Genomic DNA, 25,970 nt, shown 5'->3' on the forward strand with positions numbered 1-25,970 from the left:
CGGCCGTACGAGAGGGGCGTACATGGGCTGGACGGTCCTCTACATCGCGTTCGGAATCGTCGCGTTGTGGCTGCTCGGTGAGGTACTGCTCCAGTACAAGGCGAGGCTGCGCTTCCGGCTGCTCGCCTTCGTCGGCTTTGTCGGCGTCGTCTTCGGTGTGCTGATCCCGTCGGTGATCGTCATCGGGATCGGCGCCATCACGTTCGCCGTCGGCCAGACGTACGTGACGCTGTCGTTCCGCAGGGGCTTCTCCACGGGCTGGGCGCTCGGCGGGAATCCCGGCGCGAGCAAGCGGCGCAAGATCAAGGAGCCGGTCCACCAGGACCCGACCCTCGAGGTCTCCGACCTGGAGTACGAGGGACGCGGTGAGCACGAGTCCGCCGCCCCGGACGCCCCCCGCGCCCCGGAACCCGAGTCCGCGGCCGAGGCGACGTCGGTCTACGCCCCGCAGCCGATGCCCGACGACACCGGCCAGTACGGCGTCTACACCCCGGCCGCCGCCCAGACGGACTCCGCCGCGCAGGGCTACGCCTACGACGCGTACGCGGGCTACGACCAGCAGCAGTACGGCTACGACAACGGCCAGCAGCAGTACGCCGCCTACTCCGACCCGTACATCGGGACGCAGACCTACCCGGCGCAGGCGCAGTACGGCGACGCGTACGGCACGGGACAGCAGTACGGCGACCCGTACGCGGCCGGCGGCTACGGCATGGAGACGCCGCCCGGCGGGGTCTGGGTGCCCCAGCAGCGCAACGGCGACGAGCAGCACCAGAGTTACGGCGGTGAACTGCCCCCGGAGCAGCCCTACCCGTACGAGCAGAACGGCCAGGGCGGGTACGACGCCGGCTCCGGCTACAACGAGCAGCAGCAGTACCGCTACTGAGCCCGGCGGGCGCGGGCCGTCACTGCGAGCCGCGGAAGTCCGCGCCCTCCACGATCAGCCCGGCCACCAGCGCGCCCGACATACCCGCGTGCGGCAGACCGCCGCCCGGGTGCGACCAGCCCCCGACGGCGAACAGGCCCGGGACGAGCGTGCTGTTCGACGGGTGCAGGAGCCGGCCACCGGCCGCGGCCAGGGTCGGCGCGGGCACCGAACCGCCGTCCGCTCCCGTCGCTTCGGCGACATCGGACGGCGTGCGGACCTCGTGCCACAGCAGGCGGTCGCGCAGCCCGGGGACCGCCTGCCCGGCGGCGTCGACGACCCGCTCCACGTCCGCGTCCGTCACGCTCGCGCCGCGCGCCACCGTGACCACCACAGTGACCGCCTCATGGTCCGGGTCCGGCACGACGGAGGAGTCGTCGGGACGAAGGACCGTGACCGTCGGCCGCTCGGCCACCGCCGTGCCTCCGCCGAACAGCGAGGCCAGCTCGGCGTCCCGGTCCGCCGTGTGCACGACCGTCCGGTGCGGGGCGTCGCCGGGACGCGCGCCGCGCAGTGCCAGGAACACCGTCAGCCGGCTCGGCAGCGCCGACTGCGGCGCCGCCTCGTCCGCACCCCGGAGCGCCCGCCCCGGCAGCAGATCGTCGAGGACACCGGGCGCCACACCGGCGACGACGAAGTCGGCCTCCACGACCCCGCCTTCGGCCAGCTCCACGCCCGCCACCCGGCCGTCCTTCTCCACGATCCGCGTCACCGGCGCGTCGAACTCGAACGCGACCTTCCGCTGAAGACACCGCTCGTACACGGCCCGCGCCAGCTCCCGCATCCCGCCGCGCACCGCCCAGGCGCCGAAGGTCTGCTCCATGTACGGCAGCACGGCCGCGCTCGCCGGCGCCGTACGTGGATCGAGGCCGGACGCGAGCGCATACTGCTCGAGGAGCGCCACGAGCCGAGGATCCGCGCCCAGCTCAAGAGCGGCGACCTCGGACAGCGTCGTCGCCGACACGTCCTTGCGCAGCATCCTGCGGCGGACCACCGCGGGGTACGGCTCGCGGTCCGCGAGGATCCGCCAGTTCGGCCACAGGGGCTCTTCGAGGAGCGGGCGCCGGGTGCGGTCCCAGGCCTCGCGCGCCCGGTTCATGAACGCCGACCAGTGCGCACCCGAGCCCTCGCCGAGCGCCGCGTCCAGGGCGTCGGCGGTGCCCCCGCGCCGCGCGTTCGGCAGGTCCACCGCCGTGCCGTCCGCGAAGACATGCCGCACGGCGGGCTCCACCTGGGTCAGCCCGACCGCGTCCTCCAGGGATTCCTTGCCCGTCTTGATGAACAAGTCCCGGTAGACCGCAGGCAGTTGGAGCAGCCCCGGGCCCGTGTCGAACGAGAAGCCGTCCCGTGCGAAGCCGCCGAGCGCCCCGCCGTACGTCGACGAGCGCTCGTACACCGCCACCCGGTGGCCTGCCACGGCCAGCCGGGCAGCGGCCGCCATCGCGCCCATTCCGGCGCCGATCACCGCAATCCGTGCCATGCGAGCGACTTTATCGGCCGCCACCGACACCCTCGCCGACAGCCCGGCCGGGGGCCGGATCAGCCCGGCCGGGGGCCGGATCAGCCCGGCCGGGGGCCGGATCAGCCCGGCGGCGCCCCGGTACGGTCCGCGATCCGCCGCTCCTCGTGCCGCTGCGCCCGGCGCCGCAGGAAGCGCCGGATCCGCGAAATCAGGAAGTACAGCATGAACAGCCCGAGGAAGAGCAGGACGGCGGCGATGATCGCGGCCGCCTCGGGATGGAATATGGCGAACGTGATGATCCCGGCGACCCCGAGGTCCTCGGCGGAGCTCACCGCGATGTTGCTGAACGGCTCGGGCGAGGTGTTGATCGCCATCCGCGTCCCGGCCTTCACGGCATGGCTGGCCAGCGCCGTCGACCCGCCGACCGCGCCCGCCGCGAGGTCGGAGAGGGAGCCGCTCTGGCCCGCGAGCAGAGCGCCGACGACGGCCCCGGACACCGGCCGGATCACCGTGTGCACGGTGTCCCAGAGCGAGTCCACGTAAGGGATCTTGTCGGCGACGGCCTCGCACAGGAACAGCACCCCGGCGGCGATGAGCACGTCGGTGCGCTGGAGCGACTCGGGGACTTCGTCGGTCAGCCCGGTCGCGCCGAAGATGCCGAGCAGCAGGACCACCGCGTACGCGTTGATCCCGCTCGCCCAGCCACTGGTGAAGACCAGGGGGAGTACGGACACGGACGTGATCGTAACCAGTCGCGGACTCCGAGTCCTGGGCATGAGCACCCAGGCCTGAGTATCCGTACCTAGTGCGTGAGATGAGTAGCTGCGCGGATGGGGCCGGACCTGCGGGGACGGGAGAGTGGAGGCACGGAAGGGGGCGCGGCGCCGGTACCGCCGACACGGGGCGGCGGAACAGCGCTTCGCCCCCTTGGCCGCTCCTCCCGCCCCGGCGGGGCGAGGGACGGGGGCCCGCCCGACCGACGGGCCCACGGGGGAAACACGGGGAACACTGGGGACAACGGGGGAACACGGGGGACGCGCCGGTCCGGTGAGGCCTGAGAATTCGGGCCACGCCGGACCGGCGCTCTGTTGTCACCGCTCTTGTCACTGCTGTGTTGTCACCGCTCCGCTGTCTTCCCTTCGCGTTCGGGAGCGGTCAGCGGCCGCCCGTCACGCGTCCTTGGAGCAGCCGCGACAGCGCCGCGTGGACGTCGTCCAGGGAGCGCTCCGGCTGGAAGGCCTGCCAGTCGAGCGCGGCCACGAGGACCATGCCGACCAGCGCGGCCGCCGTCAGCGGGATGTCGATCTCCTCGCTCAGCTCACGGCCCTCGACCGCGCCCCGCAGCACGTCCTCCACCACGGCGACGGCCTCCTGCCTGACCACCGCGAGCGTGGACTGCCAGGCGCGGTTGGTGCGCCACAGCTCGGCCACGTACAGCTGGGTGAAGGCCGGATAGCGGTCGATGAAGACGAGACCGGCCCGGATCATCGCGTCCAGGGCGTCGATCTTGCTGCCGCCGCTCGCGGCCGTCTTCTCCGACGCCTCCCGCAACGAGGCGGTGAGGAGCCCGACGCCGTGCCGGAGCAGCTCTTCGAAGAGGACCGACTTGCTGGCGAAGTTGTAGTAGACCGTGCCCTTCGCGACCCCGGCGCGCTCGGCGATCTCGTCGACCGTGGTGGCCGAGAACCCCTGCTCCGCGATGAGCGTGACCGCGGCCTCGTACAGCTTCTGCCGGGTGGCCTGGCGCCGTGCACTGCTTTCCATGCCCCTGATTCTCACAGGCGGCGATGTGGGTCCGCTCACAGGCTGAGCTCGGGGTGCAGCCGGTCGAGTGTCCACACCTGCTTGCTGCGTGCGCTCAGCGCGGTCAGGGCCAGCGCGCCGGCCGTGAACGCGGCGAGCACGGCACACGCCTGCCACACGGGGCCGAGGCCGCCGCCCGAGATCAGTCTCCGCAGCGCCTCGACGACGTAGGTCATCGGCAGGAAGGGGTGGATCGCGTTGAAGAAGCCGGGGCTCGTCTGTACGGGATACGTGCCGCCCGCCGACGTCAACTGGAGCATCAGGACGGCCAGTACGAGGATCCGGCCCGCCGCTCCGAAGCGGGCGTTCAGCCACTGCACGATCGCGGCGAAGCACGCCGTGACGAGGAACAGGAAGCCGACCGTTCCCGCCGCCCTGACCATCTGGAGGCCCAGCGCCCAGTGCAGCACCGACATCAGGGCGGCCACCTGGAGCACCCCGAGCACGGCCACGGGAAGCCAGCCGGCCAGCGCGATCCGCCAGGCGGAGGCGCCCGCGGCGAGTGCGCGCCGGTTGAGCGGCTGGATCAGCATGTAGGCCACCATCGCGCCGACCCACAGGGACAGCGGGATGAAGTACGGGGCGAACCCGGTGCCGTAGTTGGGCGCGTTGTGCAGGGACTGCGAGGCGAGCCGGACCGGGTCGGACATGACGCCGGTGCGCTGGTCGCGGTCCTTCTTGTCGTAGTCGGGGATCTGCTTCACCCCGTCGTGGAGCCCGCCGGCCAGCTCTCCGGAGCCGTCGGCCAGCTTGAACATGCCGCCGTTGAGATCGTTCGCACCCGTCTTCAGCTTGCCGACGCCCGTGTCGAGGTCCGCCGAGCCCGTCTTCGCCGTGCCCAGCCCGGCGTGCAGCTGCTTGGCGCCCTTGGCGACCTGACCCGCGCCCTTGTTGAGCGCGTTGATCTTCGAGACGGCGGTGGCGACGTCCTGGTCGAGCGTCGGGGCGTGCTTGGCCAGGGCCTCGGACTGCCGCTGGAGCGTGGCGAGATGGCCGTCGAGGGTGTTCAGGTCGCCGTGGTCGTCCTCGATCAGGACGTTCAGATCGTCGGCGACCTTCGCCACGTCGGCCGCCGCCACCTTTGCCTTCTTCAGGTCGGGGCAGGCCGGGTCGGGCAGGGGCAGCGTCTCGCAGCGCGCTTTGTAGACCCCGTCCAGGACGTCGGATCCCGCGTGCGCGCCCTTGGCGGCCGTCGGCGCCGTCTTCACCAGGACGTCGAGGTTGTGGCGGATGCCCTTCGCGGAGTCGGCGACGAGCCGGGCGGTGTCGCCGATCGCCTTCTTGTTGTCCTTCAGGAACGGCCGCACCTGTCCGGCGACGCCGTTGACCTTGTCGGCGAGCAGCTGGGTGCCGTCGGAGACCTGCTTCGAGCCGGACTCCAGATCCCCCGCGCCCTTGTTCAGCTTCTTGATCCCGCCGGCCAGCTCACCGCTGCCCTTCTTGGCGTCCTTCAGGCCGTCCGCCAGGTCCTTGGACCCCTTCTTCGCCTTGCCGATACCGCCCTTGAGCCGGTCGGCCCCCTTCGCGGCCTTCTTCGTCGCGTCGTGGATGTCGGAGAACGAGATGAAGATCCGGTCGAGGAAGGAGCGCGACGCGTTGGTGGACGCAGCCGAACGCACCTCGGAGAACACCGTCCGCGAGATCTGCCCGACGATGTAGTTGTTGGCGTCGTTCGTCCGCACCTGAAGCGCGCCGGTCTCCGGGGAGTCACCGGAACTGGACGCGATGCGTGCACTGAAGTCCGAGGGCATCGTCAGCGACAGGTAGTACGTCCCGTCCTCGACACCGGCACGTGCCTGCGCCGCGCTGACCTCGTGCCACTCGAAGGTCTTGCTGTCGTGCAGCCCCTCGGTGATGTCGTCGCCGGCCACGATCTTCTGGCCGGCGGCCCGCGCCCCCTTGTCGTCGTTGACGAGCGCGACGGGAATCTTGTCGAGACGCCCGTACGGGTCCCAGAACGACCACAGGTACAGGGCGCCGTACAGCAGGGGCAGCAGCAGGAGCGCGGCGAGCGCGGCGCGCGGCAGCTTCCCCCTGCCGAAGCGCCTGAGCTCAAGCGCGGCCAGCTTCGGCGAGCGCATCCGCCGTCTCCTTCTTGTCGGTCTCGGGATTCTCGGGGCTCTGCTCGTCCGCTTCGCCGCGGGGCGCCGTCGATACGACGACCGCGTCCTTCGGCGCCTCGCTGCACACCGCCACGACCGTCGTGCCGGACTCGGCGACGGACCTCAACAGGTCCCAGACCTGCGCCCGTTCGGCATCCGAGAGCTTCAGGTCGGTGTCGTCGACGCCGAGCAGCCGCGGCCGCCCGATCAGCGCGAGGGCGACGGACAGCCGGAGCGCCTCGATCCGCTCCAGGTCGCGCACGGCGGTGCGGGTGCCCTTGGGCAGCGCCTCCCGATCGAGGCCCGCGGCGGCCAGCGCGGTGTCGATCCGCAGCCGCGAGGCGGCCGCCCTCCCCCAAGCTCTCGACTCCGCTCGAGCAGGGGGCACCCCCATGCCCCGCGGCCGCAGCAGCGTCCGCAGGGAACCGTCGAACCGCCGCTGCAGCAGTGCCCGTTCACGCAGATGCTCCTCGACCGTCAGCGCGGGATCGAGGTCGGTGACCCCGGGCACATGGGCGAGGGCGCTGATCCGGCGGACGGCGGACAACTGCTTCGGCAGCCGGAAGGGGCCGACGGACGCGGAGCCCTCGGCGGACCGCATGCGTCCGGTGAGGGCGAGGAGCAGGCAGGTGCGGCCCGACCCGGACGGTCCTTCGACGGCGACGAGCGCCCCGGGCTCCGCGTCGATGTCCACCCCGCGGAACGCCCAGCCGCGTGGGCCCTTGAGCCCGAACCCCTCGGCGCTGACGGCGACCGCGTTCGAACCGTCCATGGCCAGGCCCCCCACTCTTTTGAACTGACTGGTCAGTGCAAAAACTAGCCCGAACTGTCGCTCGAAGCAAAAGTGCAGGTCAGGGCCGATTGTCAGTGGCGTACTCCACGATGGGCACATACGGCCACTGAGCCGTCACGCAGACGACAGGAGGTTCGTCATGGCTGGACATTCAGCAGCAGCCGCACGTCGGCCCCGCGCCACAGGCCCTGCACCCTCGCTGACCGGACCCGCCGCCGACGTCCACCCCGTACTCCGCCGGACAACTGCGCCTCCCGCCGCTCTTGACCTGCTCGCCCAGGCGCGCACGGGCCTCGACGAGGCGGCCCTCCTCGAAACGCCCAACGAGCGGTACGCCACGGCCCATCTCGCCGCGCTGCGCACCGCGGCCGCCGTACTCGCCGCCCGCGGCCGCCCCGAACCCACGCCCCGACGCCGCGCCCGGATACGGAGCGCCTGGGAAGTGCTCCCCGAGATCGCACCCGAACTGACCGAGTGGAGCGCCCTGTTCGCCTCCGGCGCCACCCGCAGGGCGCGCGCCGAGGCGGGCATCCAGGGAGCGGCGAGCATCCGCGACGCGGACGACCTGCTTCGAGACGTCGCGATGTTCCTGCGGCTCGTCGAGCGGATGCTGGTGCTCCAGCCCCTGCTGCCCCAGCCGAGGGCGCGGGACGAGGGCCCGGCGGCAGGCAGGGAGGCACCCGACGTGGGGTGATCCGGAGAGCTCTCACGAGGCAATAGGGTGGAGGCGCCCGAACCCCTCCACCCATCGCCGCGGAGCGATGGGAAGGGATCCCCATCGCTCCGCAGCCCATGAGCCGGAGCCGCGCCGAGGAGTCACCTGTCGTGTCGGACCCGATGCGCCCCCGCGCTTCTCTCCGTACCGCCGTGGTCTGGGACGTTCTCAAGGACGCCCTCGACCGTCGCGTCAAGGCCACGGGACGCGAGTCGCTCGACGTGCTCGACACCGGAGGCGGCAGCGGTAACTTCGCGGTGCCCGTGGCCGGCCTCGGCCACCGCGTCACCGTCGTCGACCCCAGCCCCAACGCGCTGTTCGCACTGGAGCGCCGCGCGGCCGAGGCCGGTGTGGCCGACCGCGTGCGCGGAGTGCAGGGCGACGTCTCGGGCCTCTTCGACGTCGTCGAGCGCGACGGCTACGACGTGGTCCTGTGCCATGGCGTCCTGGAGTACGTCGACGACCCGGCCGAGGGCGTCCGTAACGCGGTGGGCGCCCTGCGCTCCTCCGGTGTCCTCAGCCTGCTCGCCGCGGGACTCGGCGGCGCCGTGCTCGCACGGGCACTCGCCGGGCACTTCAAGGAGGCCAGGCAGGCCCTCGCCGACCCGGCGGGACGCTGGGGCGACGGCGACCCCGTGCCGCGCCGCTTCAGCGCCGAGCAGCTCACCCAGCTCGTCGGATCCGCGGGCGTCGAGGTGGGCGCGGTGCACGGTGTGCGGGTCTTCGCCGACCTCGTGCCGGGCGTCCTCGTGGACACCGAACCCGGCGCCCTGCAGGAACTCCTCAAGCTGGAGGCCGCCGCCGCCGAGCTGCCCGCCTTCCACTCCGTCGCCACGCAGCTGCACGTCCTCGGCGAGAAGCAGGAGCCCTCCGCGGGCCCAGCGGCCTGAGTGCCCCCGGTGACGCGCCGCTGATCAGCGGCGCAGCGGCGGATGGAGTACGCCACAGGCCCCCCGCTTCGGCGCCGGGCGCCGTATGATCGAGGGAACTGGTCCGGCATGACGGGACGGCTGCCGGGGCATTAACGCCTCAGCGAGCCGGAGCGGAGTGGTGGTCCTGGTTGGCGAAGTTGGCGTAGAGGGGCGGGTTTCACGGGGGCGATTCCCTGCCTATCCTGAAGGGGACCCCCGGTCGCCCCGGCGACTGCACGATGAGGAGGACTCCGTGCCGCTCTCGGAGCACGAGCAGCGAATGCTCGAGCAGATGGAGCGAGCGCTGTACGCCGAAGATCCCAAGTTCGCGACAGCGCTTGAGGGAAGCGGGCTGCGTACGTACACCCGACGTCGGGTCTACCAGGCAGTCGCCGGCTTCCTGGTGGGTATCGCGCTCCTCATGGCCGGAATGGTCGCACAGCAGATCTGGATCAGCGTGGTGGGGTTCCTCGTCATGCTGGGCTGCGCGGTCCTCGCCGTGACCGGATGGCGCAAAGCGCCCAAGCCCGGTGAACAACCGGCCGCCGGAGCAGCGCCAGGAGCGCCGCCGGCCGCGCGGCGTCAGGGCAAGCAGCGCCGCTCGATGATGAACCGGATCGAGCAGCGCTGGCAGCGGCGCCGAGACGAACAGGGCGGCCACTGAGCCCCCGCCGGACGAAGTCCTCACGGGATCAACAGTCCTCACAGGAACAGACGTAGCTGAGGGGTGACCACTCACGGGTGGTCACCCCTCAGGCGTGTCCGCGCGCCGGCGCCTCAGCGTGGCCACTTGCGCACGAGCGGCCGCCCCTCTCAGCTCTCCTGACCGGAAGGCCGCCGCGGACGCCGCAGGAGCGTCGACTTACGGGCCGTCCAGTGGGAGCCCAGCGCCGCCCAGTGCTGCGAAAGACTCCACGCCACTCGAACGGTCGAGCGCGGTGCGAGCGTCGCCCGCAGCCGGGCCGAGCGGCTCGACTTGACGCGCAGGCCCTGCTCAAGGCGGCGCACGTCGTCCCCGAGGCCCGCCGTCGGCTGCGGCCTCGGCGCGTAGAGGACCTGCTCCACCGCGGCCGCCACCCGATGCACGGAGTCCGCCGCCACCTGGTCGAGCTGCCCGACGCGGACGATCCGCGCCGCCGCCTTCCGCGGCGTCTGCGACTCGTCCGGAGCGATGCCGTGGTCCCACGCCGTATCGGTCACTTCCAGCCACGCCGCGAGGGTGCGCGCCGTCGCGTCCCCGTCTGTGCGGCCGGACGAGCCGAGCCGCACGGCCCGGACCCGCCGCCGCCACAGGAACGGGAGCAGCGGCACGAGCACCACCAGCAGTACGCCGAGCGTGACGAGCGCGATCGTGCCGAAGGGCGGGCCGTCGTCGCCGGACGCGCCGATCACCGCGGGCGCCGTGTTCGAGCAGCCGCCCAGCTTCCGCTCGGCCACCGGGCAGTTGTCCGACGCGGAGGGCTGTCCCGCCGAGGGCTCGGACGAAGCGGCCTCGCTGGGCGCCGCCGGGTTGCTCGGGTTGCCCGCCGGGGTGTCGGCACGCGTGTAGTCGGGCGCCGTGCCGCGGTTCGGCGTCGGCTCGAAGCGGGTCCAGCCCACGCCCTCGAAGTACAGCTCCGGCCACGCGTGCGCGTCCCGCAGGCCGACCGACATCCGGCCGTCCGCCTGCGGGGAGCCCGGCGTGAAGCCCACTGCCACCCGCGCCGGAATCCCCAGCGTTCTGGCCATCGCGGCCATCGAGAAGGAGAAGTGGACGCAGAACCCCTCCTTCTCCTTCAGGAACCGGGCTATGGCCGAGGAGCCGCTGCCCGCCTGGACCTCCGTGTTGTACGTGAAGCCGCCGCTGACGGCGAAGTAGTCCTGGAGCTTCACGGCCTGCTCGTAGTGGCTCGCCGAGCCCCGCGTGACGCGCAGCGCCGTCTTCCCGACGATCGCCGGCAGCGAGGACGGCACCTTGGTGAACTCGCGCCGCAGCTCGCTCGGTGGCTCGGGAGCGTTCGCCAGCTGCTCGGCGGTCGGCTGCACGATCAGGCTCTCGACGCCGTACTTCTTGCCGCGCGTGGTCTGGTCGTGGTCGCCGACGAGGGTCCGGCCCACCGGCTCGTACCGCCAGCGTCCCGAGATGTCGACGTTCGTCGCCGGGTAGGGGAGCGGCAGCCAGTCCTGGGCGTACCAGCCGGCCGCCGCGATGTTCGTGCGAATCTCCGTCCTGCGGACGTCCGCGCCCAGACCGCGCGGGCTCGGGAACGGTGAGGGCACGTCGATGATGCTGCGCTTGGCGGGCCGCCAGGTCGTCCCGTCGAACTCGTCGAGGGAGACGATCCGCAGATAGAGGTTCTGGGTGTCCTTCGAGGTGGTGCGGTACGACAGCACCTCCCGGTCCTCGGGCTGGTTCAGGCTGTTCTGGAGGGAGACCAGGGGGTTCACGGCGGAGATGGTGCCGCCGCCTCCGGAACCCACGCCCGTGCCCGTGCCCGACGGGCCGAGCAGGCCGCCGTCGAGCGCGGGCAGCACGAGCGGCACCACCAGGGCGATGCCGAGCGCGAGCGCGCCGATGCGGCGGCCCGTGCGGACCGGGGCCACGGCGTCGGCCGTGCTCTGTGCCGAGCCGCCCGCGCGGTCCGTTGAGCGGGCCGTACCGCCGAAGACGCGCCCCCACTGAGAGAGCCGGTCCCGGCCCTCGGCGAGGAGCAGCAGAAGATAGCCGCCGGCGGCGAGCAGGAACCACAGCCAGTCGGTGGAGCCCTGGGAGAGGCCCGCGGCGACCGAGTACAGCGCGAGCAGCGGCAGCCCGGCGGGCGCCGCGCTGCGGAACGTCACCGCGAGCGCGTCCACCGCGAGGCCGATCACCAGGACGCCGCCCACCAGCATCAGCCGGATCCCGTCGGACAGTGGCGCGGGGATCGCGAACCGGCCCACGTCGTCGCCCCCGGCCTGGAGCAGCTCCCCGAAGTGACGGAACGCCTCCGGCCCCGGCAGCACCCCGCCGATCGCCTGCGCGTTCGCGAACAGCACGGTCAGCAGCAGCAGCGTCACGAGCGCCTGCACGGCCACCGTGAGCGGCCGCGCGAGAGGCACCCGCCGGGTCAGCGCCCCCACCCCGGCCTGGACGACCAGCAGGAACGCGGCCTGGAAGATCCAGGTCGCCAGATCGACCAGCGGCAGCAGGGCGCACGCCGCCATGAACGTGGCCGCCGTCGCACACAGCGTCAGCCGAGCGCCTCCACTCATGACCGCGCCTTTCCCCCTGTGACATCCCGCATGATCAAGAACCCCACCCCGCCACAGCAGGCCCGCTCTCCGCGACGGTGGCCGACCGGTGCCGGTCGGCGTCGCGCCACAGCTCGGTCAGGGACGTGCCGGGCGGGACCGCGAGGGCGGACCAGCCCGCCTCGCGCAGCATCCGCAGCCGCTCCTCGCAGCGCTCCGAAGGGCCCTCGCGCGTCCATGCCCCGCTGTCCAGGACGAAGGCCACGGCGCCGCCACTGCGCTGCCGCATCTTGGCGGCGACCGCCGTCTGCTCCTCGTCGAGATCGCCGAAGAAGGCCACCAGCAGCCCCTCGTTCCCCCCGCGCAGCACGTCGTACGCGCGCGTGAGGCCCGAGCCGTCCGAGTGGTCGACGACGGCGAGCGTGTCCATCATCAGCCCGGCCGCGTCCGCCGACTCCTGGCTCGCGCCCGCGAACCCGTCCGACCCCTCGCCCGGCACCGAATTGCCCGTGTCGGTCAACAGCCGTACGGAGAAGCCCCGTTCGAGCATGTGGAACAGCGTCGACGCCGTACCGGACACGGCCCACTCGAAGGCCGAGTCGGGGCCCGCGCCCTGGAAGGCGAGGCGCCGGGTGTCGAGGAGCACCGTGCAGCGGGCCCGCTGAGGCTGCTCCTCGCGGCGCACCATCAACTCGCCGTAGCGCGCGGTCGAGCGCCAGTGGACGCGGCGCAGGTCGTCCCCGTAGCGGTACCCGCGCGGGATCACGTCGTCCTCGCCGGCCAGGGCCAGCGAGCGGTTGCGCCCGTCGCCGTACCCCTTGGCCTCGCCGGACAGCCGCACCGCGGGCAGCGGCTCCACGCGCGGGATGACCGTGAGGGTGTCGTACGTGGAGAAGGAGCGGGACAGCTCGCACAGGCCGAACGGGTCCGTCAGGCGCAGCTGGAGCGGGCCGAGCGGATAGCGGCCCCGCAGGTCCGAGCGCACGCGGTACGACACCTCGCGGCGGCCGCCCGCCTCGACCCGGTCCAGGACGAAGCGGGGGCGCGGCCCGAGCACGTACGGCACCCGGTCCTGGAGCATCAACAGGCCCGTGGGCAGCCGCGAGACGTTGTCCATGCGCAGATGGACGCGGGCCTCGCTGCCCGCGGGCACGCGCGCGGGGGACAGCCGGCGGCTGCTCGCCACCCGGTAGCGCGTGCGATAGAGGACGAATGCGCAGACCAGCGGCAGCACGGCGAGCAGCAGCCCGACCCGGAGCAGATCGCTCTGCCCCAGGACGTACGCGCAGACCGCCGCCGCGATCCCGGCGGCCAGGAACGAACGTCCCCTGGTGGTCAGCCCCGAGAGCGCGACCCGAAGGCCACCCTTGTCGTCCTCGCCCCCGAAGCCTCCCCCGTCGGACATCAAAGCCTCCGGGCGCCGGGCGGCTGCTGGCCGTAAATCGGGGACCCGTGGCCCGAGGCGGCCGGGACCGCCGTGTGCTGGAGGATCTCCAGGACGACCTGCTCGGACGTGCGCCGGTTCAGCTGGGCCTGCGCCGTGGGCAGCAGACGGTGCGCGAGGACCTGCACGGCGAGCGCCTGCACGTCGTCGGGCAGCGCGTACTCACGCCCGCTCAGCGCCGCGGATGCCTTCGCCGCCCGCAGCAGGTGCAGCGTGGCGCGCGGCGAGGCGCCGAGTCTGAGGTCGGGGTGGCTGCGCGTGGCGGCGACCAGGTCGACCGCGTACCGCCGCACCGAGTCGGCCACGTGGACCGAGCGGACGGCATCGACGAGCTTCACGATGTCGTGCGCGTGCGCCACCGGCTGGAGATCGTCCAGCGGGGAGGCGCCGCCGTGGATGTCGAGCATCTGCAGCTCGGCCTCCGGGCTCGGGTAGCCGATCGACACCCGGGCCATGAAGCGGTCGCGCTGCGCCTCGGGCAGCGGGTACGTGCCCTCCATCTCGACCGGGTTCTGCGTGGCCACCACCATGAAGGGACTGGGCAGCTCGTACGTCTGCCCGTCGATGGTGACCTGGCGCTCCTCCATGGACTCCAGGAGCGCGGACTGCGTCTTCGGGGACGCGCGGTTGATCTCGTCACCGATCACGATCTGCGCGAAGATCGCGCCGGGCTTGAACTCGAAGTCACGGCGCTGCTGGTCCCAGATGGACACACCGGTGATGTCCGACGGCAGCAGGTCGGGCGTGAACTGGATGCGACGCACCGAGCAGTCGATGGACTTGGCGAGCGCCTTCGCCAGCATCGTCTTGCCGACGCCCGGTACATCCTCGATGAGCAGGTGCCCCTCGGCCAGGAGCACCGTCAGCGAAAGCCGTACGACCTCCGGCTTGCCCTCGATCACACCCTCCACCGACCTGCGGACTCGCTCCACAGTGGTGGTCAGATCAGTGAGGCTCGCTCGATCGTCATAGGTCGTCACCCGGCCCTCCTCGGCCCGTACTTTCCGGGCCGACGCTCTTGGCTGCGGACCGGCCCACCCCGAAACACGGACACCACGCGCGACGAGTTCCATCTCCTCGCACGCGGTGCCATTCCGCATTCTTGTTGCCGTTACCGGTTCGTGTCATCCGCCTGTGGACAACTGCCAGCGATATGTCGGGTCTTACAGCCTTTTGTTATGCGGGATCGATCTCCCGAAGGAGGCCGGTCGTCACATCGAAGACGAATCCGCGCACGTTCTCGGTGTCCACCAGGAACGGGGAGGTCCGCACGCGCTGCATCGACTGGCGCACGTCCTGGTCGACGTCGCGGAACGCCTCGACGGCCCAGGCCGGGCGCTGGCCGACCTCCATCTCCAGCTCGTGGCGGAACTCCTCGGTGAGGCTCTCCAGGCCGCAGCCCGTGTGGTGGATCAGGACCACGCTGCGGGTGCCGAGCGCCCGCTGGCTGATGGTGAGCGAGCGTATGACGTCGTCGGTGACGACGCCGCCCGCGTTGCGGATGGTGTGGCAGTCGCCCAGTTCGAGGCCCAGGGCGGCGTGCAGGTCGAGCCGGGCGTCCATGCAGGCCACGACGGCCACCTTCAGGACGGGCCGGGCATCCATGCCGGGGTCGGTGAACGCCGCTGCGTAGCGCTGGTTCGCCTCGACGAGGCGGTCGGTCACGGTGCCGTCGACAGGTATGGCGCTTTCGGACTCGGCGGGGAGCGATGCGGAAGTCGTCATAGCTATGACGGTAATGGCCACTGTTGGGACAAGCCCGCTGTGAGAGGGGACAAAGAACGTCATCGCGGCTTGTTGTGAGGTAACCCACAGGGGCGGCGCGGACTCGCCCGTACGGGTGATTTCTCCTCCTCCGCGACATCGCGAGGAGGCGGCGCGCGGCGCGCAGGCCGGTTGATTGACCGGGCGACACCGTGGACTAAAGTGACGCGGAAACCCCAGGAAACACCGAAGATCCCGGCACTTCACCGGACTCTTCCCACGTGCGCGACGGGCACCCCGGCGGTGCGTGGCGCCGCGCCGGAACTGAGAGGGCCCCTTGAGCCAGACCCGACATGTCCCGGTGATGCTCCAGCGCTGCCTGGACCTGTTGGCCCCGGCCCTCGCCGAGCCGGGCGCGGTCGTCGTCGACTGCACGCTCGGCCTCGGCGGACACAGCGAGGCCCTCCTCTCCACCTTCCCCTCGTGCCGCCTCGTCGGTCTCGACCGAGACAAGGAGGCCCTGCGCCTCTCCGGCGAGCGCCTCGCCCCGTTCGGTGACCGCGCCACCCTCGTGCACGCCGTCTACGACGAGCTGCCCGAGGTCCTCGACCGGCTCGGCATCCCGCGCGTGCAGGGCGTCCTCTTCGACCTGGGCGTCTCCTCCATGCAGCTCGACGAGGCCGACCGCGGCTTCGCCTACGCGCAGGACGCGCCGCTCGACATGCGCATGGACCAGACGACGGGGATGAGCGCCGCCGAGGTCCTCAACACGTACCCCCCGGGCGAGCTGGTCCGGATCCTGCGGGCGTACGGCGAGGAGAAGCAGGCCAAGCGGATCGTCTCGGCGGTCGTGCGCGAGCGCGACAAGGAGCCGTTCAGCAACAGTGCCCGGCTCGTGGAGCTGATCCGCGACGCGCTGCCGCAGGCCGCCAAGCGCACCGGCGGCAACCCCGCCAAGCGCACCTTCCAGGCCCTGCGCATCGAGGTCAACGGCGAGCTCAGCGTCCTGGAGCGGGCGATTCCGGCCGCCGTGCAGACGCTCGCCGTCGGCGGACGCATCGCCGTCCTGTCGTACCACTCGCTCGAGGACCGGCTCGTGAAGCAGGTGTTCGCCGCCGGCGCCGCGAACACCGCGCCGGCCGGGCTCCCGGTCGTCCCCGAGCGCTACCAGCCGCGGCTCAAGCTGCTCACGCGCGGCGCGGAGCTCCCCACGGAGGAAGAGGTCGCCGAGAACCGCCGGGCGGCCCCGGCGCGGCTGCGGGGTGCGCAGCGCATCCGCGAGGAGGTCGCCGGGTGAGTTCCGGGCGCACGAGGAGGGGTCGATGAGTCCCAGGGGCGAACTGCGGGGGAGAGCCGCGCGACTCGCGCGGCTGCTGCCCTCCGGGCCCGCGGGCGGCGGTCAGGCCGCCCGCACACCGTTCGTGCTCCTCGTCGTGCTCCTGCTCGGCGGCGGGCTGATCACGCTCCTGATGCTGAACTCGGCGCTCAACGAAGGGTCGTTCAGGCTGAACGACCTCAAGAAGCAGACGACCGACCTCACCGAGGACGAGCAGGCGCTCCAGCGCGACGTCGACGCCTACGCGGCCCCCGACTCCCTGCAACGCCGTGCTCGTGAGCTGGGCATGGTCCCCGGCGGCGACCCGGCCTTCCTCAACCCCGACGGCACCGTCCGCGGCGTCCCCGGCGCGGCGGCCCCCTCCGCGCTGTGGCGGCCCGCGCCGCGCCCGCCCGAGGTCGCGGACACGACTCCGAGCCCTACGCCGACCCCGTCAGCGACGCCGTCAGCGCCGCTCAAGGCCACCCCGCCGGCGCCGCTCAAGGCCACCCCGAACCCCACGTCCTCGCAGGTGAAACCCGCGCCCTCGACCTCCGGCAGGTGACGGAATGACCGACAGGGAGCCCCCTCGACGCCGGGTCCCAGCGCCCGCGAGGCCCGCGAGGAACGGCCGCCCCGGCGCCCCCCGGCGCCCCGGCCCCGGCGCGCGGCGCCCGCGCCCCGCCCCCGTCAAGGCGCCCGCCGTCCTGCGCCTCGGCAGCCCGCGCCCCCGGCTGCGCATGGTCAGCCTCGGCCTCACCCTCATCCTCATCGCCTTCGTCGTACGCCTCCTTCAGGTGCAGGCCGTCGACGCCAGCGCATACGCGGCCAAGGCCGAACAGCACCGCTACGTCGAGCACGTCCTCGCGGCCGAGCGCGGCGGGATCACGGACCGCAGCGGCGTCGCGCTCGCCACCAGCGTGGACGCGTACGACATCACGGCCGACCCGACGATGTTCCGGCCGGCGGACACCGCGGCCACCAAGAACTCCCCGGCCCCGGTGGTGCCGCAGGACGCGCCCGAGCAGGCCGCGGCGCTCCTCGCACCGATCCTCGGCATGGACGCCGACGTGGTCGCGAAGAAGCTGCGGACCCCCAGGACGCGCTACGTCCTGCTGGCCCGCCGCCAGACCCCCCAGGTCTGGAAGCAGATCAAGGACCTCAAGAGCACGCTCGCCGAGAAGGCGGACCGGGAGAAGTCGGCGAGCGTCATCGCCGGAGTCTTCGCCGACCCCAGCAGCAAGCGCGTGTACCCGAACGGCGATCTGGCCGCCGGGATACTGGGCTGGGTCAACGCCGACGGCAAGGGCGGCGGCGGTATCGAGCAGCAGCTGAACAAGGATCTGGCGGGCAAGCCCGGCAAGATCAAGTACGCCCAGTCCGGCGGCCGCCAGGTGCCCACGGCCGGCAGCAACGAGGAGCCCGCCGTGCCCGGTTCCCAGGTCGAGCTCACCATCGACCGCGACATCCAGTGGGCCGCGCAGAAGGCCATCACCGACCAGGTGAAGAAGTCCGGGGCCGACCGCGGTTACGTGATGGTGCAGGACACCAGGACCGGCGAGGTCCTGGCGATGGCCAACGCGCCCGGCTTCGATCCCAACGACCTCTCGCAGGCCAACTCCACCTCCATGGGCAACGCCGCGCTCCAGGACGCGTACGAGCCCGGCTCCACCGCGAAGGTCATGACGATGGCCGCCGTGCTCGAGGAGAACGCGGCCACCCCGGACACGCACGTCACGGTGCCCAACCGGCTGCACCGCGGCGACCGGCTCTTCCAGGACGACATCGACCACGCCACCTGGCACCTCACGCTGAACGGCGTGCTCGCCAAGTCCAGCAACATCGGCACCATCCTGGCGTCGGGCCAGCTCGGCAAGACCCAGCCCCAGGCCAACCGGGTGCTCTCGTCGTACCTGCGCGAGTTCGGCATCGGCCGCCCCACCGGGCTCGACTTCCCGGGCGAGACCTCGGGCATCCTGGCCCCCGCCGACAAGTGGTCGACCTCGCAGCAGTACACGATCCCTTTCGGCCAGGGCTTCTCCATCAACGCGATGCAGGCGGCCTCCGTCTACTCGACCATCGCCAACGGCGGCGTACGCGTGGAGCCCACCCTCGTACGCGGCACCAAGGGACCCGACGGCAGGTTCACCCCGGCCCCCAGGCCCAAGGAGAACCGGGTCGTCAGCGCGAAGACGGCCAAGACGCTCGCGCAGATGCTCGAGTCCGTCGTGGACGACGAGGAGGGCACCGGCGCCAAGGCGCGCATCCCCGGCTACCGAGTCGCCGGCAAGACCGGCACCGCCAACCGAGTCGATCCGGCCACCGGCAGGTACAAGGGGTACACGTCGTCGTTCGCCGGTTTCGCCCCCGCCGACAAGCCGCGCGTCACCGTCTACTGCGCCATCCAGAACGCCACCAAGGGAAGCTACTTCGGCGGTCAGATCTGCGGCCCCATCTACAAGCAGGTCATGGAGTTCGCCCTCAAGACGCTCCAGGTCCCGCCCACCGGGGCCGAGCCCGCCCGACTGCCCGTCAGCTTCAACCCCTGATCCGAGCCCCGAGAGTGACCAGGTACAGCCCGTGACAACGATCACCCCGGACCCCGGGAACCAGCCCGCGCCACGCCCCTCGCTTCGCTCCATGGGGGGTGAGCCCGGTACGCTCACCGCCGTGCCACACCCTGATCAGTCCCAAACCTCCCAGAAGGGCGCTCCCGTGACATTTCCGGGACCGCCGCGACCGGTGCAGGTCACCGCGACGCGACTTGCCGACCTCGCGGATCAGCTGGGTGTACCCGCGCCCGAAGAGCCCACGGCGTCGACGGGGAGCACCGGCATCACGCACGACTCGCGCGCCGTACGCCCCGGCGACATCTACGCGGCCCTGCCCGGCGCCCGCTTCCACGGTGCCGACTTCGCCGCCCAGGCCGCGAGCCTCGGCGCCGTCGCCGCCCTCACCGACCCGTCGGGCGCCGAACGCGTCGCGGCGGCCGGCCTGCCGGCCCTCGTCGTGGAGAACCCGCGCGGCCGGATGGGGGAGCTGGCGGCGACGATCTACGGCCACCCCGGCCGCGATCTGCTCCAGATCGGCATCACCGGCACCTCCGGCAAGACCACGACGGCCTACCTCATCGAGGGCGGCCTGCGCACGATGCGCAGCACCGGCCTCATCGGCACGGTCGAGATGCGCATCGGCGACGAGCGCATCAAGTCGGAGCGCACCACCCCCGAAGCCACCGACCTCCAGGCGCTGTTCGCGGTCATGCGCGAGCGCGGTGTGGACGCGGTCGCCATGGAGGTCTCCAGCCACGCCCTCGTGCTCGGCCGGGTCGACGGCTGTGTCTTCGACGTCGCGGTCTTCAACAACCTCAGCCCGGAACACATGGAGTTCCACTCCGACATGGAGGACTACTTCCGGGCCAAGGCGCAGCTGTTCACGCGTGCACGCAGCAAACAGGGCGTCGTGAACTACGACGACGAGTACGGCCGCCGCCTGGTCGGCGAGTCCGAAGTGCCCGTCGTGACCTTCTCCGCCGAGGGCCACCCGGACGCCGACTGGCGCGCCGAGGACGTCGAGGTCGGCCCGTTCGACTCCGCCTTCGTGGCCGTCGGCCCCAAGGGCGAGCGGATCACCGCCAAGTCCCCGCTCGCCGGGCCGTTCAACGTGGCCAACGCGCTCGCCGCGATCGTCGCTCTCGCCGTCGCGGGCATCGACCCGCAGCAGGCCGCGGACGGCGTCGCCGACGTGCCGGGCGTCCCCGGCCGCCTGGAGCGCGTCGACGCCGGCCAGCCCTACCTCGCCGTCGTCGACTACGCGCACAAGACCGACGCCGTCGAGTCCGTGCTGCGCGCGCTGCGCAAGGTCACCGAGAACAAGCTGCACATCGTGCTCGGCTGCGGCGGCGACCGTGACACCACCAAGCGGATGCCGATGGGTGCCGCCGCCGCCCGGCTCGCTGACACCGCCGTACTGACATCGGACAACCCCCGCTCCGAGGACCCCCTCGCGATCCTCGCCACCATGCTCGCCGGCGCCGCCGAGGTGCCGGCCCACGAGCGCGGCGAGGTCCAGGTCTTCGAGGACAGGGCGGCGGCCATCGCCGCCGTGGTCGCCCGCGCACAGCCGGGCGACACCGTCCTGGTCGCGGGCAAGGGCCACGAGCAGGGCCAGGACATCGCCGGGGTGGTGCGTCCCTTCGACGACCGCCTGGTGCTTCGCGAAGCTATCCAGCAAACCCAGGGATGAAGTTGTGATCGCCCTCTCCCTCGCCGAGATCGCCACAGTCGTCGGCGGGCAGACCTACGACATACCGGATCCGTCGGTCCAGGTGACCGGACCGGTCGTCATCGACTCCCGGAAGGTCACGGACGGCAGCCTGTTCGCTGCCTTCGCCGGCGAGCGCGTCGACGGCCACGACTACGCGGCCGCCGTGGTGGACGCCGGCGCGGTCGCCGTGCTCGCCTCGCGCCCGGTCGGCGTGCCCGCCATCGTTGTCGAGGACGTGCAGGCCGCCCTCGGCGCCTTGGCGCGCGCCGTCGTCGAACGGCTCGGCGCCACCCTCGTCGCGCTCACCGGCTCCGCCGGCAAGACCAGCACCAAGGACCTGATCGCCCAGGTCCTGCGCCGCAAGGCGCCCACGGTCTTCACGCCGGGCTCGTTCAACAACGAGATCGGCCTGCCGCTGACCGCGCTGAGCGCCACCGACGAAACCCGCTACCTCGTCCTGGAGATGGGCGCGCGCGGCAAGGGCCACATCCGGTACCTCACCGGCCTGACCCCGCCGCGGATCGGCGTCGTCCTCAACGTGGGCACCGCCCACATCGGCGAGTTCGGCGGCCGCGAGCAGATCGCCGAGGCCAAGGGCGAACTGGTCGAGAGTCTGCCCCCGCAGAGCGAGGGCGGCACCGCGATCCTCAACGCGGACGACCCCCTGGTCCGCGCGATGGCCTCCCGCACGAAGGCGAAGGTGCTGTTCTTCGGAGAGACCGCCGACGCCGACGTACGCGCCGAAAATGTCCGTCTCACGGAGAACGGACAGCCTTCCTTCAGCCTTCGCACACCCTCCGGGTGCAGTGACGTGACCATGCGCCTGTACGGTGAGCACCACGTGTCGAACGCGCTCGCCGCGGCCGCCGTCGCCCATGACCTTGGAATGTCCGTGGACGAGATCGCCCTCGCGCTCTCCGAGGCGGGCACACTGTCCCGCTGGCGTATGGAGGTCACCGAGCGCCCGGACGGCGTGACGGTCGTCAACGACGCCTACAACGCGAACCCCGAGTCCATGCGAGCCGCTCTGCGAGCGCTCGTAGCGATGGGCAAGCCCCGGCGGGCAATGGGGGGTCGTACATGGGCGGTGCTCGGTCCTATGGCCGAGCTCGGGGACGAGGCGCTGGCCGAGCACGACGCGGTCGGACGGCTTGCCGTCCGACTCAACGTCAGCAAGCTCGTGGCAGTCGGGGGCAGGGAAGCGTCCTGGCTGCAACTGGGCGCCTATAACGAGGGTTCGTGGGGTGAGGAGTCGGTGCACGTGTCCGACGCACAGGCGGCTGTCGACCTGTTGCGCAGCGAGCTGCGCCCGGGTGACGTCGTGCTCGTGAAGGCCTCCAGGTCGGTGGGCCTGGAGAGTGTCGCGCAGGCGCTGCTCGCCGTCGACGGCGACAACGTGGGCGAGGTTGCTGCCCGATGATGAAGCAGATCCTCTTCGCGGGTGTGATCGGGCTCTTCCTGACCCTGATCGGGACGCCCCTGCTGATCAAGCTCCTTGCGCGCAAGGGCTATGGCCAGTACATCCGTGACGACGGCCCGCGCGAGCACCACGCCAAGCGCGGTACGCCGACGATGGGTGGTATCGCCTTCATCCTGGCGACGTTCATCGCGTACTTCATGAGCAAGATCATCACCGGCGCCGCGCCGACCCTGTCGGGCCTGCTGGTGCTCGGCCTGATGGGCGGCATGGGCCTGGTCGGCTTCCTCGACGACTACATCAAGATCGTCAAGCGCCGCTCGCTCGGCCTGCGGGCCAAGGCGAAGATGGCCGGACAGCTGACCGTCGGCATCGCCTTCGCGGTGCTCTCGCTCCAGTTCGCCGACAACCGCGGCAACACCCCGGCCTCCACGAAGCTCTCCTTCGTGCAGGACTTCGGCTGGACGATCGGCCCGGTCCTGTTCGTGGTCTGGGCGCTGTTCATGATCCTCGCGATGTCGAACGGCGTGAACCTGACGGACGGCCTCGACGGCCTCGCCACCGGCGCCTCCGTGATGGTCTTCGGCGCGTACACCTTCATCGGTGTCTGGCAGTTCCAGGAGTCCTGCGCCAACGCGCAGACCCTCACCAACCCCGCCGCCTGTTTCGAGGTCAGAGACCCACTCGACCTGGCGGTCGTCGCATCGGCCCTGATGGGCGCCTGCTTCGGCTTCCTGTGGTGGAACACCTCGCCCGCGAAGATCTTCATGGGTGACACCGGCTCCCTCGCGCTCGGCGGCGCCCTCGCGGGTCTCGCCATCTGCTCCCGTACGGAGTTCCTGCTCGCCCTGCTCGGCGGCCTGTTCGTCCTGATCACCATGTCCGTGGTCATCCAGGTCGGCTCCTTCCGCCTCACCGGCAAGCGCGTCTTCCGTATGGCGCCACTGCAACACCACTTCGAACTCAAGGGCTGGTCCGAAGTCCTTGTGGTGGTCCGCTTCTGGATCATCCAGGGCATGTGCGTGATCGTCGGACTCGGCCTCTTCTACGCGGGATGGGCAGCCGACAAGTGACCACTGGGTCCGACTGGCAGAACAAGCGGGTCACCGTCGCCGGTCTCGGCGTGAGCGGCGTCAGCGCCGCCCGCGCCCTGGCCGGCCTCGGCGCCTCGGTCACGGTCGTGGACGGCGGTGACAGCGAGGCACACCGCGCCAAGGCGGCCGAGCTCGCACAGCTCGGCGTCACGGCGCGCCTCGGGGACGCCGAGACGCTCCCCGAGGGCACCGAACTCGTCGTCACGTCACCGGGCTGGAAGCCCTCGTCCCCGCTCTTCGCGGCGGCGGCGCAGGCCGGCGTGGACGTCGTCGGGGACGTGGAGATCGCCTGGCGCCTGCGCGGCCCCGGCGCCGCTCCCTGGCTCGCCATCACGGGCACCAACGGCAAGACCACCACGACGCAGATGCTCGCGTCGATCCTGGAGGCGGCGGGCCTGCGCACGGCGGCCGTCGGCAACATCGGTACGCCGATCATCGACGTCGTACTCGAAGGCGACGATGCGTACGACGTGTTCGCCGTCGAGCTCTCCTCATACCAGCTGCACTGGGCGCCCTCGCTGCGCGCCCACTCCGCGGCGGTCCTCAACCTCGCGCCCGACCACCTCGACTGGCACGGTTCCATGGAGGCGTACGCCGCCGACAAGGGCCGTATCTACGAGGGCAATCAGGTCGCCTGCGTCTACAACGTCGATGCCACCGACAAGCCGTCCACCGAGGACCTGGTCCGTGAGGCCGACGTCGAGGAGGGCTGCCGCGCGATCGGCTTCACCCTCGGCACGCCGGGCCCGTCCCAACTCGGCGTCGTGGACGGCATCCTGGTCGACCGGGCCTTCGTCGACCAGCGTCACAAGAACGCCCAGGAGCTCGCCGAGGTCGCGGACGTCAACCCGCCCGCCCCGCACAACATCGCCAACGCCCTCGCGGCCGCCGCCCTCGCGCGCGCCTTCGGCGTCGAGCCCGCCGCCGTGCGCGACGGACTGCGCGCCTTCACACCCGACGCGCACCGCATCGCGCACGTCGCCGACGTCGACTCGGTCGCCTATGTCGACGACTCCAAGGCGACCAACACCCATGCCGCGGAAGCCTCCTTGGCCGCCTACGAGTCGATCGTGTGGATCGCCGGCGGGCTCGCCAAGGGCGCGTCCTTCGACGAGCTCGTCACCAAGTCGGCGAAGCGGCTTCGCGGGGTCGTCCTGTTCGGCCAGGACCGCGCGCTGATCCGGGAAGCCCTCGCGCGACACGCCCCTGAAGTCCCGGTGGTCGACCTCGACCGGACTGACACTGGGGCGATGTCGCAGGCGGTCCAGGAGGCCGCGCGGCTCGCCCGGCCGGGGGACACCGTGCTGATGGCCCCGGCCTGTGCGTCGATGGACATGTTCACCAACTACAACAAGCGTGGCGACGCGTTCGCGGAAGCGGTCCGCGAACTCGGCTCCACGAGCGTCTGACGGGGCCTTCGGGTGCCCGGTGACGCCGGGCACCCTCGGGAGGGGATCGTGGCAGCGTCATCGTCGTACAACGGTCGGGTGCGCTGATGCCCGGCAGCAGCGCGCGGGCGGCCCGGCGGCCCCCGGCGGCGCGTCCCCCCAGGAAGCCGGCCCGGCCGGCCCGCGTCAGCCCCGTACGACGCCTCTACAACCAGGCCCGCCGCGCCTGGGACCGCCCCCTCACCGCGTACTACCTGATCCTCGGCTCCAGCCTCCTGATCACCGTGCTCGGCCTCGTGATGGTCTACTCGGCCTCGATGATCACGGCCCTGCAGAACGGGCTGCCCAGCTCGTACTACTTCCGCAAGCAGTTCCTCGCGGCGGCGATCGGCGGGGCCCTCCTGTTCGCCGCCATGCGGATGCCGGTGAAGCTGCACCGAGCGCTGGCCTACCCGCTGCTCGCCGTCAGCGTCTTCCTGATGGTCCTCGTGCAGGTGCCGGGGATAGGGGTCTCCATCGGGGGCAACCAGAACTGGATCTCGCTGGGCGGCCCCTTCATGCTCCAGCCCAGCGAGTTCGGGAAGCTGGCCCTCGTCCTGTGGGGCGCGGACCTGATGGCGCGCAAGCACGACAAGCGGCTGCTGACCCAGTGGAAGCACATGCTGGTACCGCTCGTCCCGGTGGCGTTCCTGCTGCTCGGACTGATCATGCTCGGCGGCGACATGGGCACGGCGATCCTGCTCACCGCCATCCTCTTCGGACTGCTCTGGCTGGCCGGGGCGCCCACCCGCCTGTTCGCCGGCGTGCTCTCCGTCGCGGCCGCGATCGGCGTCCTCCTCATCAAGACCAGCCCGAACCGCATGGCACGCCTGTCCTGCCTCGGCTCCACCGACGCGGGACCCGACGACATCTGCTGGCAGGGACTGCACGGCATCTACGCGCTCGCCTCGGGTGGATTCTTCGGATCCGGACTCGGTGCGAGTGTGGAAAAATGGGGCCAACTCCCCGAAGCGCACACCGACTTCATCTTCGCCATCACCGGTGAGGAACTGGGCCTTGCAGGGACGCTGTCGGTGCTCGCCCTGTACGCGGCTCTAGGCTATGCGGGTATCCGCGTGGCCGGACGCACGGAGGACCCCTTCGTGAGGTACGCCGCGGGTGGCGTGACCACCTGGATCACGGCCCAGGCCGTGGTCAACCTCGGTGCGGTGCTCGGTCTCCTGCCGATCGCCGGTGTCCCGCTCCCGCTGTTCTCGTACGGGGGGTCAGCGTTGCTGCCGACCATGTTCGCCGTAGGACTTCTGATCGCCTTCGCGCGTGACGAACCCGCGGCGCGGGCGGCCCTGGCCATGCGGCAGCCTCGGATGAGATGGAACACGATGCGACGGCGCGCCACGGCGCGTACGTCCGGAGAGCGGTGA

The 25,970-nt window shown here is 71.6% G+C and carries 21 protein-coding genes; 12 read left to right on the plus strand and 9 right to left on the minus strand.

Annotated features, from left to right (window positions below):
* Positions 1-22: 22 nt before the first annotated feature.
* On the plus strand, positions 23-886 hold the full coding sequence (locus tag AC07EJ_RS06270) for an SCO2102 family sporulation regulator (RefSeq protein WP_389474963.1): 864 nt from the start codon (positions 23-25) through the stop codon (positions 884-886).
* 19 nt (positions 887-905) lie between these two features.
* Here AC07EJ_RS06270 and AC07EJ_RS06275 read toward each other — a convergent pair whose 3' ends face one another.
* From AC07EJ_RS06275 to AC07EJ_RS06295, 5 genes are all read right to left on the minus strand, one after another.
* A complete protein-coding gene (locus AC07EJ_RS06275) occupies positions 906-2,405 on the minus strand; it encodes a phytoene desaturase family protein (protein ID WP_389474965.1) in 1,500 nt (499 codons plus the stop codon).
* 101 nt (positions 2,406-2,506) lie between these two features.
* Entirely contained in the window at positions 2,507-3,163 is a 657-nt protein-coding gene (locus AC07EJ_RS06280) for a DUF4126 domain-containing protein (RefSeq protein ID WP_478883866.1), read from the minus strand.
* A gap of 379 nt (positions 3,164-3,542) precedes the next feature.
* A complete protein-coding gene (locus tag AC07EJ_RS06285; RefSeq protein ID WP_478883867.1) occupies positions 3,543-4,151 on the minus strand; it encodes a TetR/AcrR family transcriptional regulator in 609 nt (202 codons plus the stop codon).
* 35 nt (positions 4,152-4,186) lie between these two features.
* Entirely contained in the window at positions 4,187-6,271 is a 2,085-nt protein-coding gene (locus AC07EJ_RS06290) for a YhgE/Pip family protein (RefSeq protein WP_389474971.1), read from the minus strand.
* Entirely contained in the window at positions 6,243-7,064 is an 822-nt protein-coding gene (locus AC07EJ_RS06295) for an ATP-binding cassette domain-containing protein (protein ID WP_478883868.1), read from the minus strand. The genes AC07EJ_RS06290 and AC07EJ_RS06295 overlap by 29 nt, the downstream gene beginning before the upstream one ends.
* A gap of 160 nt (positions 7,065-7,224) precedes the next feature.
* Here AC07EJ_RS06295 and AC07EJ_RS06300 point away from each other — a divergent pair, with 160 nt between their 5' ends.
* The 3 genes from AC07EJ_RS06300 to AC07EJ_RS06310 all read left to right on the plus strand — a co-directional run bounded on the left by AC07EJ_RS06300 (position 7,225) and on the right by AC07EJ_RS06310 (position 9,375).
* Positions 7,225-7,779: an SAV_6107 family HEPN domain-containing protein gene (locus AC07EJ_RS06300; protein ID WP_389474975.1), complete on the plus strand. Its 555-nt coding sequence runs from the start codon at positions 7,225-7,227 to the stop codon at positions 7,777-7,779.
* Between the two features lie 131 nt (positions 7,780-7,910).
* On the plus strand, positions 7,911-8,690 hold the full coding sequence (locus AC07EJ_RS06305; protein ID WP_383885675.1) for a methyltransferase: 780 nt from the start codon (positions 7,911-7,913) through the stop codon (positions 8,688-8,690).
* A 274-nt stretch (positions 8,691-8,964) separates the two neighbouring features.
* On the plus strand, positions 8,965-9,375 hold the full coding sequence (locus tag AC07EJ_RS06310; protein WP_100592210.1) for a DUF3040 domain-containing protein: 411 nt from the start codon (positions 8,965-8,967) through the stop codon (positions 9,373-9,375).
* A gap of 149 nt (positions 9,376-9,524) precedes the next feature.
* On the opposite strand, the gene AC07EJ_RS06315 is transcribed toward AC07EJ_RS06310, so the two are convergent.
* From AC07EJ_RS06315 to AC07EJ_RS06330, 4 genes are all read right to left on the minus strand, one after another.
* On the minus strand, positions 9,525-11,942 hold the full coding sequence (locus AC07EJ_RS06315; protein ID WP_389474978.1) for a transglutaminase TgpA family protein: 2,418 nt from the start codon (positions 11,940-11,942) through the stop codon (positions 9,525-9,527).
* 34 nt (positions 11,943-11,976) lie between these two features.
* The gene (locus AC07EJ_RS06320; RefSeq protein WP_478883869.1) at positions 11,977-13,326 is read right to left on the minus strand and encodes a DUF58 domain-containing protein; all 1,350 of its coding nucleotides are present in this window, start codon (positions 13,324-13,326) and stop codon (positions 11,977-11,979) included.
* On the minus strand, positions 13,326-14,345 hold the full coding sequence (locus tag AC07EJ_RS06325) for an AAA family ATPase (RefSeq protein ID WP_389474982.1): 1,020 nt from the start codon (positions 14,343-14,345) through the stop codon (positions 13,326-13,328). The genes AC07EJ_RS06320 and AC07EJ_RS06325 overlap by 1 nt, the downstream gene beginning before the upstream one ends.
* A 196-nt stretch (positions 14,346-14,541) precedes the next feature.
* Entirely contained in the window at positions 14,542-15,090 is a 549-nt protein-coding gene (locus tag AC07EJ_RS06330) for a beta-class carbonic anhydrase (protein WP_383885687.1), read from the minus strand.
* A gap of 316 nt (positions 15,091-15,406) precedes the next feature.
* Here AC07EJ_RS06330 and rsmH point away from each other — a divergent pair, with 316 nt between their 5' ends.
* From rsmH to ftsW, 8 genes are all read left to right on the plus strand, one after another.
* The gene (rsmH, locus tag AC07EJ_RS06335; RefSeq protein ID WP_389474984.1) at positions 15,407-16,366 is read left to right on the plus strand and encodes a 16S rRNA (cytosine(1402)-N(4))-methyltransferase RsmH; all 960 of its coding nucleotides are present in this window, start codon (positions 15,407-15,409) and stop codon (positions 16,364-16,366) included.
* Positions 16,367-16,391: 25 nt separating this feature from the next.
* Complete coding sequence (ftsL, locus tag AC07EJ_RS06340; RefSeq protein ID WP_393582350.1) at positions 16,392-16,949, plus strand: cell division protein FtsL; 558 nt, start codon at positions 16,392-16,394, stop codon at positions 16,947-16,949.
* A gap of 4 nt (positions 16,950-16,953) precedes the next feature.
* On the plus strand, positions 16,954-18,933 hold the full coding sequence (locus AC07EJ_RS06345) for a peptidoglycan D,D-transpeptidase FtsI family protein (RefSeq protein ID WP_393582349.1): 1,980 nt from the start codon (positions 16,954-16,956) through the stop codon (positions 18,931-18,933).
* Between the two features lie 31 nt (positions 18,934-18,964).
* Positions 18,965-20,629, plus strand: a complete 1,665-nt coding sequence (locus AC07EJ_RS06350; RefSeq protein WP_389474990.1) for a UDP-N-acetylmuramoyl-L-alanyl-D-glutamate--2,6-diaminopimelate ligase — start codon at positions 18,965-18,967, stop codon at positions 20,627-20,629.
* Positions 20,630-20,633: 4 nt separating this feature from the next.
* Positions 20,634-22,070, plus strand: coding sequence for a UDP-N-acetylmuramoyl-tripeptide--D-alanyl-D-alanine ligase (locus AC07EJ_RS06355; protein WP_389474992.1), 1,437 nt, complete (start codon positions 20,634-20,636; stop codon positions 22,068-22,070).
* On the plus strand, positions 22,067-23,140 hold the full coding sequence (gene mraY / locus AC07EJ_RS06360) for a phospho-N-acetylmuramoyl-pentapeptide-transferase (protein ID WP_100592220.1): 1,074 nt from the start codon (positions 22,067-22,069) through the stop codon (positions 23,138-23,140). The genes AC07EJ_RS06355 and mraY overlap by 4 nt, the downstream gene beginning before the upstream one ends.
* Positions 23,122-24,570, plus strand: coding sequence for a UDP-N-acetylmuramoyl-L-alanine--D-glutamate ligase (gene murD, locus AC07EJ_RS06365; RefSeq protein ID WP_389474995.1), 1,449 nt, complete (start codon positions 23,122-23,124; stop codon positions 24,568-24,570). The genes mraY and murD overlap by 19 nt, the downstream gene beginning before the upstream one ends.
* 86 nt (positions 24,571-24,656) lie before the next feature.
* Positions 24,657-25,970 carry a putative lipid II flippase FtsW gene (gene ftsW, locus AC07EJ_RS06370; RefSeq protein ID WP_362905388.1) on the plus strand — a complete coding sequence of 438 codons (1,314 nt, stop codon included), beginning with the start codon at positions 24,657-24,659 and terminating at the stop codon, positions 25,968-25,970.

The organism is Streptomyces sp. NPDC045026 (genome assembly GCF_056432625.1).

Excerpts from the sequence above, each read along its gene's own strand:
- ftsL (WP_393582350.1), top strand. The coding sequence starts at position 16,392 with ATGAGTCCCAGGGGCGAACTGCGGGGGAGAGCCGCGCGACTCGCGCGG.
- AC07EJ_RS06320 (WP_478883869.1), bottom strand. The coding sequence starts at position 13,326 with ATGTCCGACGGGGGAGGCTTCGGGGGCGAGGACGACAAGGGTGGCCTT.
- ftsW (WP_362905388.1), top strand. The coding sequence starts at position 24,657 with ATGCCCGGCAGCAGCGCGCGGGCGGCCCGGCGGCCCCCGGCGGCGCGT.
- AC07EJ_RS06300 (WP_389474975.1), top strand. The coding sequence starts at position 7,225 with ATGGCTGGACATTCAGCAGCAGCCGCACGTCGGCCCCGCGCCACAGGC.
- AC07EJ_RS06330 (WP_383885687.1), bottom strand. The coding sequence starts at position 15,090 with ATGACGACTTCCGCATCGCTCCCCGCCGAGTCCGAAAGCGCCATACCT.
- mraY (WP_100592220.1), top strand. The coding sequence starts at position 22,067 with ATGATGAAGCAGATCCTCTTCGCGGGTGTGATCGGGCTCTTCCTGACC.
- AC07EJ_RS06275 (WP_389474965.1), bottom strand. The coding sequence starts at position 2,405 with ATGGCACGGATTGCGGTGATCGGCGCCGGAATGGGCGCGATGGCGGCC.
- AC07EJ_RS06290 (WP_389474971.1), bottom strand. The coding sequence starts at position 6,271 with ATGCGCTCGCCGAAGCTGGCCGCGCTTGAGCTCAGGCGCTTCGGCAGG.
- AC07EJ_RS06270 (WP_389474963.1), top strand. The coding sequence starts at position 23 with ATGGGCTGGACGGTCCTCTACATCGCGTTCGGAATCGTCGCGTTGTGG.
- AC07EJ_RS06285 (WP_478883867.1), bottom strand. The coding sequence starts at position 4,151 with ATGGAAAGCAGTGCACGGCGCCAGGCCACCCGGCAGAAGCTGTACGAG.
- AC07EJ_RS06345 (WP_393582349.1), top strand. The coding sequence starts at position 16,954 with ATGACCGACAGGGAGCCCCCTCGACGCCGGGTCCCAGCGCCCGCGAGG.
- murD (WP_389474995.1), top strand. The coding sequence starts at position 23,122 with ATGGGCAGCCGACAAGTGACCACTGGGTCCGACTGGCAGAACAAGCGG.
- AC07EJ_RS06315 (WP_389474978.1), bottom strand. The coding sequence starts at position 11,942 with ATGAGTGGAGGCGCTCGGCTGACGCTGTGTGCGACGGCGGCCACGTTC.
- AC07EJ_RS06280 (WP_478883866.1), bottom strand. The coding sequence starts at position 3,163 with ATGCCCAGGACTCGGAGTCCGCGACTGGTTACGATCACGTCCGTGTCC.
- AC07EJ_RS06295 (WP_478883868.1), bottom strand. The coding sequence starts at position 7,064 with ATGGACGGTTCGAACGCGGTCGCCGTCAGCGCCGAGGGGTTCGGGCTC.